Here is a 14,923-nt window from a genome sequence, read left to right as displayed (position 1 = left end):
ATCCGTTGCGCGGCGGGAGTGCCGCCGGTTTCATCGTAGCTCGACCGGCTCCGCCGGGGAAACCCTGCCATCCGCTCGTACCGCCGATGGCGGGAGCCGCATCTCGGAAAGGCTAGTACTTCTCCCCCATTCGATGTGGCGGCGGGTATCGCTATCTTTCGCGCCATGGGAACCCTGTGCCGGTTGAGCGCGAGCCTCATGTGCCTGTGGCTCGTCGGGGGCTGTACGGCCCTCGGCGCGGTGGGCACTGCCGTGAGCGTGGTGGACATGGTGGCCGGCGGCGGCTCGACGTCCGGCGGCCCCGCCAATCCGCGCATGAAACCGCTGGCGGAAACCGCGGCGGTGCGCGAGGCGCTGGCTGAGAGCGACCGCAATGTCGACCCCGCCTGCCAGCGCCAGCTCGACAGCGCCGCCCCGCCGCAGTCCGATTCCGAAGGCGGACCCGGCTGCCGCCACGAACTGGTCTGCCTGCCGGGCATGAATGCGCCGAGGCCGATGCTGGTCTGCGACGGCGGCGATGCTTCTGCGGCGCAGGCCATGACGCCCGTGTCGGGCCATGTCGCCCGCGGCCGGCCGGACCGGGACGACGACTGGCGCTGGGCCGGGGCCGCCGGACCCCGCGCCGCCGACAGCAAAGGAGAAGAAGAATGAAACGGACAGCAATCGCGATCGCGTCCGCCGCCGCGCTGGCGGCCGCCGCTACCCCGGCCACGGCCGCCGACGGCCAGGGCCGTTTCGCGGTGAAGGGCGCCGGGCAGGTGAGCTGCCAGAAGTTCATCCAGATGCGTCAGAACAAGGACAGCCGCGAATACGCCATGACCCAGGGCTGGATCCAGGGTTATCTGACCGCCTCCAACCGCCACATGCCGGATACGTTCGATCTGACGCCGTGGCAGTCGACGGAGCTGATCGCCACCCTGATCGAGGAAAGCTGCCAGGGTGGCAGCGACGCCAGGCTGGCGGCGATGGCCGGCGCCGTCGCCCAGGGGCTGTCCGAGCACCGTCTCGACAGCAACTCGCCGACGCAGCAGTTCAGCGTCGCCGGGCAGAACTACGTCATGCACAAGGCGACGATCGCGCAGATGCAGCGCCGGCTGCAGGACATGGGCGCCTACAATGGCGCCATCGACGGCAGCTTCGGTCCCAACACGCAGGGGGCGATCCAGAAATTCCAGTCCGCCGTGGACGGCCTGGACGCCACGGGCGCCCCGACGCAGGTGACGCTGTTCTACCTGCTGCTCGGTGAGATGCAGGGCTGACGGGCCGTCAATGCCGGGGAGGGCGGCGGTTCCGAAAGCCGCTCCTCCCCATCCGGGCAACGACGAAGGGCCGGGCCGCGATGGCGGCGCCGGCCCTTTTTCCTGCCTGTCGCCGGACCTCTGCCACCCCTTCGGCCGTGGTCCGGTGGACGCACCCCGCGTCCTGCGCGCCGCGTCAGCGGCGGCGCGGGACCCACGCCTGAGCCTGTCCGCCGGAACAGGTGCGGCCGGACCCTCTCAGGCATGGGTCCCGAACCGGGCCTGCGGCCCGTTCAGGACTCGGTGGATCGGTGGAAGGAAGACGGTCGGGGAGGGACCCGAATCGCGGCGGCCTCCGCCCGGCGTCGGACCGTTCGATGGCCCGGGCCGGGGGAGGCCGGCTGTCGGCGCGCTCCCCGTGGAATCGGAGAAGCGTCCTAGTTCTGGCTGTTCAGCAGCTGCCCGACGTCGTCGATCACGTTCTCGGTCTCGGCGGCTTCGTCGTTGTCGGCGGTCTGGTCGCCGTCGCTGTCCTGGCCGAGATTGATGCTGGCGTTGGCGCCCTCGCCCACGACCACGCAGGAGAGATTGCTGGTGGCCGCGGTCTTGTCCTCGCCGCCGCCGCCGCAGAGCACGACGCCCTGGCCGGCGGAGCCGCCGGTAACGCGGGCCGGGTTCGCCTGCTGTTCGAAGACGCCTTCCTCGGCCTGCTTGATCATGGCCGCGACCGAGGTGCGGTTCTGCGGCGTGGGGGTCCAGTTGTTCTCGATGTTCTGCGCCTGGGCCAGGGGCATGGCCAGCAGCACGGCGCCGGCGGCCAGCGCGGCCGTTCCGATCACGGCCAGGCGATAGTTCATTGTTCTGGTCATCATCATCATCCGCTCCGAAGGAAATGGAAAGCCGGGGCGGGTCGCCCCGCCCCGGTTTCCGGTTGGGCCGTCCATCACTCGGCGTCGAAGCCGACGCTGATGTCGGAGACGTTGCCCGCGGCGGTCGCGCTCACATTGGCGACCGGCGCGATACCGTCCGTGCCGATCTCGCGCAGGTTGGTGTAGTTCTCAACCGTGCTCGAGTTCAGCGAGGCGGTGGCCACCGAGTCCGCGAACGCGCCCTGGGTCAGGTCCGCGATCAGCACGCCATCGTCCTCGCTCGCCGCGTTCACGTCGATCGAGTGGTTGTTGGCGATGGCCTGGGCGCTGATGTCGGCCTGGCCGTTGGCGATGGCGTCGGCCGAAGCGACGGCCGAGACCTGCGCGGGCGTGATGGCGCCCGCACCGCCGGCGTTCAGGAGCTGGTCCAGCGCCGCGATGTGGGTGTTGGCGTCCTCGACGCCGTCCAGGTTGGAGCCCTCGGCACCGGCTTCACCCGAGAAACCGCCGAAGGCGAACTGGCCTTCGTGGATCGTCGTGGCGGTCTCGCTCTCGATGGTCTCCGAGTTGGCCAGCGCGGTCGCCGCGACCTCGACCACCGGCAGTTCGGTCGTCGCGTCGATGGCCTGATCCGGCGCCACCTCGAGATCCTCGACGGTCACGACGAACCGGGTCGCGCCCTGGTCGCCGTCGGTGAGGACGTCGGAGCCCTCGTTGACGCCGCCCTCGACGGTCACGGTGCCGCCTTCGAAGCCGCCGCCGGTCTCGACCTGGTTGTTGTCGACATCGCTGCCGAAGGTCTGCTCGGTGGACTGGTCGCCATTGAGCGCGAACGCCTCGTCGAAGGCCTCGTCGCCGAGGTCGTCATCGTCCTCGTAGGAGCCTTCGAAGGTGACGGTGCCGTCCACGGTGCCGCCTTCCGCAGGCGGTGCGTTGTTGAAGGTGCCGAGCGTCGCCGTGGCGGTCTGGTTGCCGATGGCGACCTGCAGCTTCTCGACCTCGGTCAGGCCGACCGGTTCCATGGCGGACGTGATGTCGACGTCGATGTCGACGGTCTCCACCACGTCCTTGTCCCAGCTCCAGTTGACTTCCTCGAAGGCCTGGGCGGGGCCGCTTACGGCGAGGCCGAAGCTCAGGGCCGCGGCGGCTGTGCCGGCATAGAGCCACTGCTTGTGCTTAAACATGTCGTCCTCCTTCTTGGACGGTTCGGTTCAGAGTTCCTCTCCCATGTGATCGGTCCGAACCAGACGGCATTGCGCGTCCGGCTCGAGACCGAGGAAGTCCGTCATGACGCGGTAAACCGCCATTTCCACGACGGACCTGACGCCGAGCTGGAGAGGTTCGTTTTCGATCTGCCCGGCGTCGAACTCGACCAGGTGATCGCCGAAGAAGCGGAAGATATTGGCCTGCACCTCGTAGCCGTAGATCTGCTTCTGCAGGCTGAGGGTGTAGGGCACCGTGAAGTTCCGCGAGTTGATCACCCGAAGGTCCAGAGCGACGTTGATGACGACCGAACGGGCCGAACCGCCAACGCCCTTGACCGCGGCGCGCACGCCGCCGCTGGCGATGTTGTGGTTCAGCTCGGTCAGCGCGCCGGCGACGATGAAATCGCTCGCCGGCAGTTCGTAGTCGTCGATATCGCGTTCCAGCTGGCCGCCCTGGGCCAGCTTCATTTCGGCCAGCGGGATGCGCAGGTCGAGGCGTTCGACCATGCGCACCTTGCCCGTGCGGCCCAGTGCGCTGATGACCATCTCGGACACGCCCTGGCTGAGCGCGCGGCTGCCCGTCTGCAGGTCGATCTGGCCCGATTTGTCGGCCACCTCGCCGACCGCGAAGATCGGCAGGTTGTCGCCGTCCTGCCGGGAAAGCCCGGACAGGCACTGGGTATAGGGGGTCTCGTTGCTGGTCACGGGGAAACTGAAGACGGGATCCACGCCGTCCTCGCCGTGTTCGATGTGACCTTCGCAGGCCGCCGCGAGCAGGGCCGCCGCCGCGATGGTCGAGACCTGGCCCAGCCGCCTGGACCGTTTTTTCTGCTTGTTGCTTCGCATCCCATTTGTCCCTTTGGTCGCGCCGCCGGTCTGGGGCGGCGGCTGTCGCCGTGTTCGATCTGTGACGAGTTTCGGGTCTGAACGGCGCGATTGAAAGAAATCAAAGGGGTATCATGGTGCAAAAAAGGGGCTACCACTTCCGGAGAAGGTGCAAATCCAACATGGGTAAATAATAAAACCAAAGGCCTAATACGGCCGATTGATTGCGTTGCGGGGATCTGTTCGTACGATGGACGCGAACAAGTACGGCATATTCAGCCGGCGTGGCGCAGATAGAGAAAAGAGGGCGTTTTGGGAGTGTCAGGAATCAGATGGAAAGGACTGACGCCGATCACGGGGATGCCCGGCAATCGGGTCCGATGACCGGCCGGGAATCGATCGTGCGGGAGCCGGCGCGACCGGTGGTCGTCTATGACGACGGCCGCACGCGGCTGCGGCGGATCGCCCGCGACCTGCGGGGCGCCGAGGGCATGCCGGTGACGCGTGCGGGCGGACTGGACGAACTTGCCGGCCTGATGGAGCGTCACGACTTCGCCAACGCCGACGTGCTGGTCTGGCACGCCACCTTCTGGAACCTGCCGCGCGGCGAGACGCTCAGGCTGTTCGGCCTGCTGCGTGGCGCGCGGCTGGTCGTGGTGGTGGCCCTGGACGAACTGCTGGACGGCGCGCCTGCGATGAAGCTGGGCGAAGCCTGGCTGTTCGCCGATCTCGGCCCCGCGCGGCTGGCGGATGCGTTGCGGCTGACACGGCTCGGCTATGGGGTGGTGCCCTCGGGCGCCGAAGGCGGGCTGGACCTGTTCAGCCTGCGCCGCGCCACCCTGCAGGAGATGGATCCGCGCGAGCGGGGCGTGCTGGAGGCGCTCGCCCGTGGATCGACCAACCGCGCCATCGGACGCGAACTCGGCCTGACCGACGCCGTCGCCAAGGCACTCGTGCGCCGGGTTCTGGGCCGGCTCAACCTGCGCAACCGGACCGAAGCCGCGGTGTTCCTGGCGCGCGCCCGGCAGGCGGCGCCGGAGGAGGGCGGACATCGCCTCGCGGACGCGGCGCATTGGGGGTAGAGGCCCGGTTAGGCGTTGCAATGCGCCGCCGCGCGCCACCACATTGAGGTATCAGCGTCGGAAAGGTGGAGGAAGAACCAATGCAGACCGACAAGCGTCAGAGACACGGACTATCGCGGCTGATCCCCCTCGCCGCGGCCGGCTTCGCGTCGGTCGCCGTGGTGGCCGCCGCCGAAGCCCAGCCCATCCGCGAGAACTTCAATTTCCGTGGCGGCAATCAGGCGGTGAGCTTCGCCCACCGTCAGGCCATTCTCGACCAGCAGCTCCGCGGCGTGACGCCCGACAACCTGCTTCGCGGCTCCGACGGCCGGCTGCTCGAGGTGGAGCGCGGACCGGATGGCGTCGCCATCGTCCGCGAGCAGGTGGGCGCCGCAATCCCGACCGGCAGCGTCGTGCTCTCCAGCCGGGGCGCCGACGGTTTCTCGTTCGGCGTCGGCGGCTTCAACGCCCATTTCGGCAGCGGCGGCGCCAGCGGCGCCTTCGTGGTCACGCCGCCCGTCGGCGGCGAGACCGGCGATACGGTGAACAACTGGGTCAGCCTGGTCAGCCCGGGCGCCGGCGCGGCCGGGGGCCGCGGCGCCATCGACACCTGGACTCGTCAGGCCGCCTCCATGGGCGCCTCGGGGGCGTCGCCGCAGCCACGCTGACGGCGCGGCTGCGGGCCCGGAGGCGTCAGTCGCCACCGGCCGACTCCACCGGCGCGATGCCCTGCTCGATCGCCCAGACCGCCGCCTGGGTGCGGTTGGTGAGGCGCAGCTTCCTGAGCAGCCCCTTCATGTGAATCTTCACCGTCGCCTCGGTCACGCCGAGGCGGCGGGCGATCTCCTTGTTCGAATCCCCGTCCACCAGATGACGCAGCACGGTCTGTTCGCGCTCGGTGAGACCAAGCGCGCCAAGTTCGGCGCCGCGGTCCAGCGGCTGGGCCATGCCGTCGCTGATGGCCTCCGCCGCGAGGCTGGTCGGCAAGACCCGCTCCCCGAGCATGATCAGGCGCAGCGACTGCAGCAGCGCCTCGCGCGAGACGTCGCGCACCAGATAACCGTCGGCCCCGGCGCCGATGCAGGTGCGGAAGGTCGCCGCCTCCCGCGAGTCGCTGACCACGGCGATGAAGGCCCCGGGAAAGCGTGCGCGCGCCATCTGCAGGCCGGCGGCCACGTCATCGCAGCTCGCCGCATCGAACAGCACCAGGGCGGTTCCGTCATTCTCGTACGGCGGGCTGTCGTCGATTTCGGGAAGCTCCTCCACGATCGAGAACTCCGAATCCTTCAGCATGCTCTTCAGGCCCTCCCGCAAAAGGGCATCTCTGGCGATGATTGTGGCGTCCGTCGGCATTTCGGTTCCTCCCCCCGGCGCGGCGGCCCGCTCCGGAATACTGCTTCCTACACTACTGTTGGGAGCGACCCGTCGGCCCTGTTTCACTCCCCGATAGAATCGAGGTGTTACCTCCTTGGCGGAATTTAAGAGGGCTAGCACGGAGGAGGTAGATCGACTGTGGTAGTCTGCAACCCGGCGGCGCCTGTGCTCATTCTTTCGATGCGCGGAAGCCGGGGGTTCAGCGGCGCTGCAGGATTATTCCATCGCCGGGGTGCGTCACGGCGGCGCGCCGATGATCCGGACGGGCGATGGCGAAAGGGAAGGGCAGGCCAATCGATTGGCGATCCGGGGTCACGCGCCAAGGCGCAGACGGGCCGGATTGCGATGCCGGATGAGATGGTACCCCGTAGGGGAATCGAACCCCTGTTTCCAGCGTGAGAGGCTGGCGTCCTGGGCCACTAGACGAACGGGGCAGTGGCCTGCTCGGCAGGCCGCGGGTTCTAACGTCCGCGCGGTTTGTCGTCAAGCGCCTCGCGCACGCGCGGCTCATGGCAGGTGCGACCCCGCCGGCCCTTGCGGCGCGGCGGACCTTGGGCTTTATTGGCCGAAACGCGCGTCCGCGCGTTGGGGAGACACCGACAGAGGGCGATATGGCTGGAATTACCGGATTTGGCGGCTACGTGCCGCGGCTTCGGCTGCAGCGCAAGGCGGTCGTTGAGGCGAATGGCTGGTTCAACCCGGCGCTGGCTGGACTGGCGAAGGGCGAGCGGTCCATGTGCAACTGGGACGAGGACAGCCTGACCATGGCTGTCGAGGCGGCCCGGGACTGCCTGGGCGAGACGGCCCCGTCCGATCTGCGCGCGCTGTACTTCGCGTCCACCACCATGCCCTTCGCCGACCGTCAGAACGCGACCGTCGCGGCGACGGCGCTGCAGCTGGGGGAGAACCTGCGCACCGTCGACATGACCTCGTCGCAGCGCGCCGGCACCTCGGGCCTGATCGAGGCACTGGAGAACGTCGAGGGGCGCGACGGCCAGGTGCTCTACGTCGCCGCCGATACCCGCGAGACCGCGGCGTCGGGCGCGCAGGAACTGCAGATGGGCGACGGCGCCGCGGCGCTGCTGCTGGGCAGCGACAACGTGGTCGCCGAGTATCTCGGTTCGCATCAGATCTCCACGGACTTCGTCGACCATTACCGCGGCCAGAACCGGTCCTACGACTACAACTGGGAGGAGCGCTGGATCCGCGACGAGGGCTATTTCAAGATCGTGCCGCCGGCGGTGCAGGCCCTGCTGGACAAGACCGGCGTCGCCGGCTCCGACATCGACATGATGATCATGCCGGCGCTGATCCGCGGCGTGGCGCAGAAGATCGCCAAGGGCGCCGGCATCAGGGACGAGGCGGTGCAGGACAGCCTGCACGCCGTGATGGGCGAGGCCGGCGCGGCCCATGCGCTGATCATGCTCTCGAAGGCGCTGCAGAACGCGAAGCCCGGCCAGACCATCCTGGTGATCGGCTGGGGCCAGGGCTGCGACCTGATGCTGTTCCGCGCCACCGACGCCATCGGCAAGTTCAAGCCGAGCCTGGGCGGCGTCGAGGGCTACCTCAAGCGCAAGCGCGAGGAGACCAACTACAACCGCTACCTCGCCTTCAATGACCTGATCGACCGCGACAAGGGCATCCGCGCCGAGGTCGACGCCCAGACCGCGCTGACCACCCTCTACCGCAAGCGCGACATGGTCCTGGGCTTCGTCGGCGGGAAGTGCACCAAGTGCGGCACCGTGCAGTATCCGAAGTCCCATATCTGCGTGAACCCGAACTGCGGCGCCTGGAAGAGCCAGGAACCCTACCGCTTCGCCGACGTGCCCTGCACCGTGCAGAGCTGGACCGCGGACGGCCTGACCTACTCGCCGGACCCGCCGACCCATTTCGGCATGGTCACCTTCGAGGGCGGCGGGCGGCTGATGGCCGACCTGACGGACGTCGACAAGGGCGATGTCGAGGTCGGCATGCCGCTGCGCATGGTCTTCCGCATCAAGGTCGAGGACGAGCGCCGCGGCTTCAAGAAGTACTTCTGGAAGGCCGCGCCCGACCACCGCAAGGTCTGAACGGGCCGAGGCCCACGCAACGCAGAAGGCCCCGGGCGCAATCCCGGGGCCTTTCTCGTTTCAGGCCGCGCAGCCTTCGGGCTTGAGGACGCGCTTCGTGGCGGCCGGGTGCTTCGCCAGCATGTGCGGCGGGCGGACCGGCCGGGCGACGAGATTGCCGCCGCAATTGGGGCAGACGCCGTCCAGCTTCGCCTCGGCGCAGTCGCGGCAGAAGGTGCATTCGTAGGTGCAGATCACCGCGTCCGCCGCTTCGGGCGGCAGGTCGCGGTCGCAGCATTCGCAGTTGGGGCGCAGTTCCAGCATCGTCGAGCCTCCCGTTCAGGCGCCCAGCATGCGCCCGGCGGTCCAGCGGTGGAAGTCCCGCGTCGTCGTCTCCAGCACCGGGGTGAGCACGCCGCCGTCGAAGGCCGGCGAGCGGCGGCCGGCCTGCATGCGCTCCACCGGCGCCACGTCCTCGGCGAAGACCTCGCGCCAGAGCCGGGTGTTGGCCTGCCGCAGGGGCGCGCGGCGGGCGCCGGTGGCGGTTTCGGCGTCGAAATAGCCGATGCGGACGCGCTCCACCGTGGCGCCGCCGTCCTTCGGCGTCAGCACGATGCCGTACCAGTGGTCGGCGTGCAGGCCGTAGAGCAGGTTGGGATAGACCGCGACGTACTCGGCGCGCGTGTCCCACCACGGGCCCAGCCCCTCGAGCCGCGGCAGGCCCCCGCCGGCGAGATCCAGCGCCGGGGCATAGACCAGGCTCACCTGTCCTGCGTGGCCGGATTCGCCAACGATCGGTTCGTGGTCCTCGATGCGGGAATAGCTGTTTAGTCCGGGATGGACCGAGGGGAGGTGGTAGCTCTCGAGATAGTTCTCCACCGCCAGCTTCCAGTTGCAGGCCACCTCGATCTCGAAGGCGGAGTCGTCGCCGCCGGCATGGAACGGCCGCCCGCCGAACACGGCCCAGCGCGCCGCCAGCGGGGCCAGCACGTCGTCGATCTCCGGGGCCGCGCCCGAGAGGTCGGCGAAGACGACGCCGAAACGGCTCGCCGAGCGGATCTCGACCAGGCCGAGGTTCCCGGCCTGCACCGCCTCGTGGCTGTCGACGCCCACGCCGCCGACATGGGGCGTGCGGTCCAGCCGGCCGTCCAGGCGGTAGCACCAGGCGTGGTAGGGGCAGCGGATGACCGAGCCCGTGCGCGTCGGCCGGTCCACCAGTTTCAGGCCGCGATGACGGCAGATGTTGTGGAAGACCCTGAGCGCGCCGTCGCGGCCATGGGCCAGCAGCAGGGGCAGGCCGGCGATGTCGGCCGGGTACAGCGCGCCGGGCCGGGGCGCGTCGCCCTCGAAGCCGACGGCGATCCAGCCGCCCTGCCAGACGGCGCGCCGCTCCGCGGCTTCGTAGAGCGGGTCGAGATAGGCGGCGTTGGGCAGCGCCGCGGTGATGTTGCGCGGGTCGGCGACCCGCCGGAGATCGCCGGCGAGCGGTTCCGGCAGGGCCGGATGAGCGGAGGCCATGTCCATCGGGCGCACCTCGCTGTTGCCATGTCGGAATACAGCTTGCGCCCGCCCCGCGCTGCCGCAGCGTCGGATTCCGGCAGCGGCTATTTCATGCGCGACCGCCTCCGGCGGGCGACGCGCTCAGTCGCGGCGGACCGCGGCGGCGATCTTCTCCGCCAGGGCGCCGATCCGCTCCATGTCGCCGGGCCGGTATTCCCAGTTGAAGTGTGCGTTGTCGCCCTCGACGCGGGGGAAGATGTGGATGTGGAAGTGGAACACGCTCTGGCCGGCGGCCGGTCCGTTGGCCTGAAGCAGGTTCATGCCGTCGGGGCGGATCACCTCGCCGACCGCGCGGCCGATGCGCACAGCCGCCGCCGCGACCTTTCCCGCCAGCTCCGGCGGGATGGCGCCGAGATCGGGGTGGTGGTCCTTCGGGATGGCGAGCGCATGGCCTTCGTTGAAGGGATTGATGTCCATGAAGCCCAGCACGTCGTCATCCTCGTAGATGCGGAAACAGGGGATCTCGCCCTTGACGATCCTGCAGAAGATGCAATCGGGGTCGGCGGTCATTCGGAACTCCTTCTCGGCAACGGAAAGGGGCGCGGACCACAGCCCGCGCCCCTCCGGGTCCGGTCCTGCGGCCGGCTCAGTTCCTGGTGATGTAGCGCACGTCGGGCACGCCCTGATAGAGGGGACGCAGGCCGTCGATGTCGGCGCCCACGATGGTGTAGTGCTTGCGCCCGCCGCGGTACTGGATCGGCACCTCGTCGTTCATCAGGCGGACCACCTCGCACATGGCTTCCGCGCGGGCTTCCTCGGTGGCGGCCGTGCGCATCTTCACCAGCAGGTCGTCCATCGCCGGGTTGTTGTACTTCGTCAGGTTGTAGGGGCTCTTGGAGTGCAGCAGCGCGAACAGCTGCGGCCCCACGTCCTGCGCGTCGGCGATGCGCCAGCCGGACATGTCGTAGTTGTTTGTGAAGACCTTCTGGCGCAGCTGGAGCTGGTCCACCGGCTGCAGGTTCACGGTGATGCCGGCGCGCTTGTTGAGCTGCTGCATGATCTCGCCCGACTCGCGGCCGCGCTGGGTCGAGGTGTGGATCATCTCGAACGCGATCGGCTTGCCGGCCGCCGCCTCGTACTTCGCGGCGAACTCCCTGGCCTTGTCGCGGTCCGGGCCGCGATAGCCGGCGTCACAGGTCGACGACGCGCCCAGCGGATGCTCGATCGCCGGCACGGTGTCCTTGAACGAGACCTTGAGATAGACGCCCTGGTCCCAGGCGTGCTGCACCGCGCGGCGCGCGTCGACATTGTCGAAGGGCGGCCGGGCGGTGTTCATGAAGTTGATGATGGCGCCCTGGCCGACCCTCTCGTGGACGATGGTCTCGCCCTCTTCCTTCGCCTTCAGGATGGTGTCGCCGCGGTCGGTCCAGATCATGTCGACCTCGCCGGCCTGCAGGGCGGCGTAGCGGGTGGCCTGGTCGGGAATGATGCGGAAGACGACGCGGTCCAGGCTGACCTTGTCCTTGTCCCAGTAGTTCGGGTTCCGGTCGACGATCAGCCGGTCGCCGGAACGCCATTCGCTCAGCATGAAGGCGCCGGTACCCACCGGCTCGCGCATCATCGTCTCCTCGGCCACCGCGCGGCTGGAGGGGACGTAGGTGCCGAAGTTGACGCCTGCGTGCAGGCGCTCCATCGGGATCCAGGGATGCGCCAGCTGGAAGGTCACGGTGTGGTCGCCGTCGGCCACGACCTTCTGGATCGGGCTGAAGAACAGGCGGCCGAAATACTTGTTCGCCGGGTCGAGCAGCCGGTTCCAGTGCTCGGCCACGTCGCGGGCGGTGAAGTCGTCTCCATTGTGGAACTTGACGCCCTTGCGGAGCGTGTAGGTGTAGGTCTTGCCGTCGGCCGAGGTTTCCCAGGCGGTGGCGAGCTGGGGCTCGATATCGCCATTGGCGTCGCGCTGGATGAGGCGGTCGGTGACCGCGTTCATGACGGTGCTTGCCGCGATGCCCAGGACGCGTCCCTGGATGGCCTCGAAACCGCGGATGTCGGTTTCGATGGCGACGACGAGCTCCTTGGCCTGTGCCGCGGCCCCGGCCGCGATGGACGCGGCCATCGCCACGGCCGCCAGACCGTGCTTGATGGTACCCATTGTAACCTCCCTGTATCGCAGACTTGACGCTGCTGATCCGGGAAGTGTCACCCCTTGGTTCCGGATGGTCAACAAAGTGATGACCGCGGCGGGGCTTGCCCGGCGGGCGGGTGGGCGACAATTTGAGCGCGAAGGAGAAAGCCGATGCAACCGACCGCCGATCCCCGTCCCGCCAGCGACATATCGGGCTACCACGCCCACATCTACTACCGGAATGACGCCGAGAAGGCCGAGGCCGCCGTGCTGCGCCGGCAGTTGACCGCCGGCTTCGAGGTGGAGCCGGGCCGCTGGCGCGACGAACCCGTCGGGCCGCATCCGCTGCCGATGTACCAGATCGCCTTCGCGGCGGACGTCTTCGCGGCGCTGGTGCCGTGGCTGATGCTGAACCGGCGCGGCCTGACCATCCTGGTCCATCCCCGCACCGGCGAGGACGTGCCCGATCACGAGACCTACCCGCTCTGGCTCGGCGAGAAGCTCCCGCTCGACGTCGGTTTCCTCAGACGCTTCGCCAGCGCCTGACGGGACTCAGGCGGCGGCGACCCGCTGACGATAGGCCACGCGGCAGTGATAGTTGCAGTAGGGCTTGCCGGAGACGGTCTCGTGATCGCAGAAGCGGAAGTCGTCATCGCCGGGATGGCCGATCGGAAACTGGCAACGGCGATGCTGCGGCAGGGCGCCCGGCGGCGGCGGCGGGGCGAGCGGCGCTTCCGGCGTCTCCTCGGGCTCGGGGCGAAAGCCCTGGGCCGGACGGGGGGCAATGTGGCGGCGCGGTGAAGGTTTCGGCTTGACGCTGCGCGGCCGGCCGGGCTTGGAAAGACCCAGCCGGTTGGCCTTGCCGATGACGGCGTTGCGGGTCACGTCGCCCAGTTCGTCCGCGATCTGCGCCGCGGTCATTCCGGAACCCCAGAGTTCCCTCAACCTGACGACACGTTCCTCGGTCCAGCCCGCTGACATGGCACCCTCCGTCAATATCTGGTGATAGCCAATTGCTTCCCACACAAAATACGGGAGCAGCGCCGCGACAACAAACCAAATCTGGCTCGGGCCACACAATATCTTGTGGATAAGAATCGCGCATGCGGCGCCGCTGCGGCGGTGATTCTTCTTGCCGCCACGGCGACGGGACGCGAAACAGTGGCGTCACCGCAGAGGAGGATTCAGGGGCATGACCGAGCGGCTCGGCCTGATCATCGGCAACAGGATCTATTCGTCATGGTCGCTGCGCGGCTGGCTGCTGGCGCGGCAGAGCGGTCTCGACTTCGACTGCGAGGTCGTGCCGCTGCGGCAGCCGGACACGGCGGCGCGCATCCGCGCCCGCTCCCCGGCGGGCAGGGTGCCGGCGCTGATCGACGGTGGCCTGGTGGTCTGGGACAGCCTGGCGATCGCCGAATACCTGGCCGAGCGGGCGCCGAAGGCCGGCATCTGGCCGGCGGAGTCGGCGGCGCGGGCCGTGGCGCGGTCCGCCTGCGCCGAGATGCACAGCGGTTTCGCCGCTCTGCGTCAGGCCTGGCCGATGAACCTGAAGCGCCGGGGCCCGGCGCTCGCTGCCGACGAAGCGACCGCCGCCGACATCACCCGGATCGTCGCCCTCTGGGCGGACTGCCGGGACCGCTTCGGCGCCTGCGGCGACTTCCTGTTCGGCGCGTGGTCGGCGGCGGATGCCTTCTACGCGCCCGTCGTCAGCCGCTTCCTGTCCTACGAGGCGGATATCGACGCGGCCGCGCGCGCCTATTGCGAGGCCGTCTGGTCGCATCCCTACATGGCGGAATGGCGCGCCGGGGCCGAGGGCGAGATCTGGGCGATCGAGGCGATCGACGCGCTCTGAGCGCCGCTCAGGTCGGCGGGATCTTGCGCGGGCGCTCGGGCAGCTCGCCGGCGAAGACCGCGAACATGCCGCGCTTCCAGACGCAGTCGATATTGACGTAGCCGATCTTCTCCAGCCAGCCGAGCTGGGTCTCGAGCGGTGTCGGGCGGTCCTCCTGCATGCGGGTCAGGGCCTGTTCGATCTCCTCGGGCTGCGCGCCCAGCGCCCGGATGTCGGCCATCCAGGCCCAGTGATAGCGCCGGTGCAGGGTCTCGTTGGCGCCGGCGACCTGCTCGGCATTGACGAAGACGCCCTTCGGCTTCATCGCCATGAAGGCGCGGCGGTAGAGCGCATACTTGTCCGGGTCGGGCAGATGATGGATCGCCAGCGCCGAGATCACCGCATCGGCCGGGCTGGGTACGGGGCAGCGGGCGAGGTCGGCATGGACGAAGCTGAAGCGGTCGCCCGGGCCGAGCCGCTGCCTGGCCCGGTCCAGCATCTCGGCGGAAATGTCGATCAGCGTGAAGCGCGCATTGGGAAAGCGCCGCGCGGCCATGTCGGTGAACAGCCCCGTGCCTGCGCCCAGATCGACGATATGAAGCTCTTCGGCGGGGTCGCGGCGAAGCTGCGCCAGCGCGGCGGCGTAGAAGTCGTCGAAGGCGGGGACAAGGCGCTTGCGGCCCTGGTCGTAGGCGCCGGCGGTGGCGTCGAAGACGGCGCGGTCGACGGCGATGGTCTGGCGTTGTTCGGACATGGGCGATCCGTCGGCGGTGTGCAGGGTCCGGCCCGCCAGCCATAGCACTCCGGGCGGTCGGGCCGGGAACGAAAAAAGGGCCGCCGGCGAACC

Annotated in this window: 17 protein-coding genes and 1 tRNA gene; 7 read left to right on the top strand and 11 right to left on the bottom strand. The window is 68.9% G+C overall.

Going from position 1 to position 14,923, the window contains the following annotated elements:
- Window positions 1-198 precede the first annotated feature (198 nt).
- Window positions 199-651 (top strand): hypothetical protein, encoded by a 453-nt coding sequence (locus TEF_00655; GenBank protein ID ANK79460.1) that lies wholly within the window; start codon window positions 199-201, stop codon window positions 649-651.
- Complete coding sequence (locus TEF_00650) at window positions 648-1,259, top strand: hypothetical protein (protein ID ANK79459.1); 612 nt, start codon at window positions 648-650, stop codon at window positions 1,257-1,259. The genes TEF_00655 and TEF_00650 overlap by 4 nt, the downstream gene beginning before the upstream one ends.
- A 416-nt stretch (window positions 1,260-1,675) precedes the next feature.
- On the opposite strand, the gene TEF_00645 is transcribed toward TEF_00650, so the two are convergent.
- The 3 genes from TEF_00645 to TEF_00635 form a co-directional block, all read right to left on the bottom strand.
- The gene (locus TEF_00645; GenBank protein ANK79458.1) at window positions 1,676-2,116 is read right to left on the bottom strand and encodes a hypothetical protein; all 441 of its coding nucleotides are present in this window, start codon (window positions 2,114-2,116) and stop codon (window positions 1,676-1,678) included.
- Window positions 2,117-2,181: 65 nt separating this feature from the next.
- A complete protein-coding gene (locus tag TEF_00640; protein ID ANK79457.1) occupies window positions 2,182-3,291 on the bottom strand; it encodes a hypothetical protein in 1,110 nt (369 codons plus the stop codon).
- A gap of 27 nt (window positions 3,292-3,318) precedes the next feature.
- On the bottom strand, window positions 3,319-4,158 hold the full coding sequence (locus TEF_00635) for a hypothetical protein (protein ANK79456.1): 840 nt from the start codon (window positions 4,156-4,158) through the stop codon (window positions 3,319-3,321).
- Between the two features lie 359 nt (window positions 4,159-4,517).
- Between TEF_00635 and TEF_00630 the strand changes: the two genes are divergently transcribed.
- Together TEF_00630 and TEF_00625 are read left to right on the top strand one after the other, a co-directional pair.
- Window positions 4,518-5,219 (top strand): hypothetical protein, encoded by a 702-nt coding sequence (locus TEF_00630; GenBank protein ID ANK79455.1) that lies wholly within the window; start codon window positions 4,518-4,520, stop codon window positions 5,217-5,219.
- Between the two features lie 80 nt (window positions 5,220-5,299).
- Complete coding sequence (locus tag TEF_00625; GenBank protein ANK79454.1) at window positions 5,300-5,866, top strand: hypothetical protein; 567 nt, start codon at window positions 5,300-5,302, stop codon at window positions 5,864-5,866.
- A gap of 25 nt (window positions 5,867-5,891) precedes the next feature.
- On the opposite strand, the gene TEF_00620 is transcribed toward TEF_00625, so the two are convergent.
- Window positions 5,892-6,551 carry a hypothetical protein gene (locus TEF_00620; protein ANK79453.1) on the bottom strand — a complete coding sequence of 220 codons (660 nt, stop codon included), beginning with the start codon at window positions 6,549-6,551 and terminating at the stop codon, window positions 5,892-5,894.
- A 379-nt stretch (window positions 6,552-6,930) separates the two neighbouring features.
- Window positions 6,931-7,006 (bottom strand) — tRNA-Glu (locus TEF_00615).
- 177 nt (window positions 7,007-7,183) lie between these two features.
- Between TEF_00615 and TEF_00610 the strand changes: the two genes are divergently transcribed.
- Window positions 7,184-8,641 (top strand): 3-hydroxy-3-methylglutaryl CoA synthase, encoded by a 1,458-nt coding sequence (locus TEF_00610; protein ID ANK79452.1) that lies wholly within the window; start codon window positions 7,184-7,186, stop codon window positions 8,639-8,641.
- Window positions 8,642-8,701: 60 nt separating this feature from the next.
- Here TEF_00610 and TEF_00605 read toward each other — a convergent pair whose 3' ends face one another.
- The 4 genes from TEF_00605 to TEF_00590 form a co-directional block, all read right to left on the bottom strand.
- Window positions 8,702-8,944: a hypothetical protein gene (locus tag TEF_00605; GenBank protein ID ANK79451.1), complete on the bottom strand. Its 243-nt coding sequence runs from the start codon at window positions 8,942-8,944 to the stop codon at window positions 8,702-8,704.
- Window positions 8,945-8,959: 15 nt separating this feature from the next.
- Window positions 8,960-10,117, bottom strand: coding sequence for a hypothetical protein (locus tag TEF_00600; GenBank protein ANK83193.1), 1,158 nt, complete (start codon window positions 10,115-10,117; stop codon window positions 8,960-8,962).
- Between the two features lie 144 nt (window positions 10,118-10,261).
- Window positions 10,262-10,690, bottom strand: a complete 429-nt coding sequence (locus TEF_00595) for a hypothetical protein (GenBank protein ID ANK79450.1) — start codon at window positions 10,688-10,690, stop codon at window positions 10,262-10,264.
- A gap of 76 nt (window positions 10,691-10,766) precedes the next feature.
- Window positions 10,767-12,272, bottom strand: coding sequence for a hypothetical protein (locus TEF_00590; GenBank protein ID ANK79449.1), 1,506 nt, complete (start codon window positions 12,270-12,272; stop codon window positions 10,767-10,769).
- Between the two features lie 144 nt (window positions 12,273-12,416).
- On the opposite strand from TEF_00590, the gene TEF_00585 reads away from it, so the two are divergent.
- A complete protein-coding gene (locus TEF_00585; GenBank protein ANK79448.1) occupies window positions 12,417-12,791 on the top strand; it encodes a 4,5-dioxygenase in 375 nt (124 codons plus the stop codon).
- 6 nt (window positions 12,792-12,797) lie between these two features.
- Here the strand turns inward: TEF_00585 and TEF_00580 are convergent, their stop codons facing one another.
- Complete coding sequence (locus tag TEF_00580) at window positions 12,798-13,226, bottom strand: hypothetical protein (protein ID ANK79447.1); 429 nt, start codon at window positions 13,224-13,226, stop codon at window positions 12,798-12,800.
- A gap of 211 nt (window positions 13,227-13,437) precedes the next feature.
- Between TEF_00580 and TEF_00575 the strand changes: the two genes are divergently transcribed.
- The gene (locus TEF_00575) at window positions 13,438-14,097 is read left to right on the top strand and encodes a glutathione S-transferase (GenBank protein ANK79446.1); all 660 of its coding nucleotides are present in this window, start codon (window positions 13,438-13,440) and stop codon (window positions 14,095-14,097) included.
- A gap of 7 nt (window positions 14,098-14,104) precedes the next feature.
- Here TEF_00575 and TEF_00570 read toward each other — a convergent pair whose 3' ends face one another.
- Window positions 14,105-14,830, bottom strand: a complete 726-nt coding sequence (locus TEF_00570) for a hypothetical protein (GenBank protein ID ANK79445.1) — start codon at window positions 14,828-14,830, stop codon at window positions 14,105-14,107.
- Window positions 14,831-14,923 lie beyond the last annotated feature (93 nt).

It is taken from the genome of Rhizobiales bacterium NRL2 (assembly GCA_001664005.1).
Classification (GTDB): domain Bacteria; phylum Pseudomonadota; class Alphaproteobacteria; order Minwuiales; family Minwuiaceae; genus Minwuia.
The sequence above is the reverse complement of the archived record's forward strand: the minus strand, read 5'-3'. Positions and strand labels throughout refer to the sequence as shown.

Excerpts from the sequence above, each read along its gene's own strand:
- TEF_00655 (ANK79460.1), top strand. The coding sequence starts at position 199 with ATGTGCCTGTGGCTCGTCGGGGGCTGTACGGCCCTCGGCGCGGTGGGC.
- TEF_00650 (ANK79459.1), top strand. The coding sequence starts at position 648 with ATGAAACGGACAGCAATCGCGATCGCGTCCGCCGCCGCGCTGGCGGCC.
- TEF_00645 (ANK79458.1), bottom strand. The coding sequence starts at position 2,116 with ATGATGATGATGACCAGAACAATGAACTATCGCCTGGCCGTGATCGGA.
- TEF_00640 (ANK79457.1), bottom strand. The coding sequence starts at position 3,291 with ATGTTTAAGCACAAGCAGTGGCTCTATGCCGGCACAGCCGCCGCGGCC.
- TEF_00635 (ANK79456.1), bottom strand. The coding sequence starts at position 4,158 with ATGCGAAGCAACAAGCAGAAAAAACGGTCCAGGCGGCTGGGCCAGGTC.
- TEF_00630 (ANK79455.1), top strand. The coding sequence starts at position 4,518 with ATGACCGGCCGGGAATCGATCGTGCGGGAGCCGGCGCGACCGGTGGTC.
- TEF_00625 (ANK79454.1), top strand. The coding sequence starts at position 5,300 with ATGCAGACCGACAAGCGTCAGAGACACGGACTATCGCGGCTGATCCCC.
- TEF_00620 (ANK79453.1), bottom strand. The coding sequence starts at position 6,551 with ATGCCGACGGACGCCACAATCATCGCCAGAGATGCCCTTTTGCGGGAG.
- TEF_00610 (ANK79452.1), top strand. The coding sequence starts at position 7,184 with ATGGCTGGAATTACCGGATTTGGCGGCTACGTGCCGCGGCTTCGGCTG.
- TEF_00605 (ANK79451.1), bottom strand. The coding sequence starts at position 8,944 with ATGCTGGAACTGCGCCCCAACTGCGAATGCTGCGACCGCGACCTGCCG.
- TEF_00595 (ANK79450.1), bottom strand. The coding sequence starts at position 10,690 with ATGACCGCCGACCCCGATTGCATCTTCTGCAGGATCGTCAAGGGCGAG.
- TEF_00590 (ANK79449.1), bottom strand. The coding sequence starts at position 12,272 with ATGGGTACCATCAAGCACGGTCTGGCGGCCGTGGCGATGGCCGCGTCC.
- TEF_00585 (ANK79448.1), top strand. The coding sequence starts at position 12,417 with ATGCAACCGACCGCCGATCCCCGTCCCGCCAGCGACATATCGGGCTAC.
- TEF_00580 (ANK79447.1), bottom strand. The coding sequence starts at position 13,226 with ATGTCAGCGGGCTGGACCGAGGAACGTGTCGTCAGGTTGAGGGAACTC.
- TEF_00575 (ANK79446.1), top strand. The coding sequence starts at position 13,438 with ATGACCGAGCGGCTCGGCCTGATCATCGGCAACAGGATCTATTCGTCA.
- TEF_00570 (ANK79445.1), bottom strand. The coding sequence starts at position 14,830 with ATGTCCGAACAACGCCAGACCATCGCCGTCGACCGCGCCGTCTTCGAC.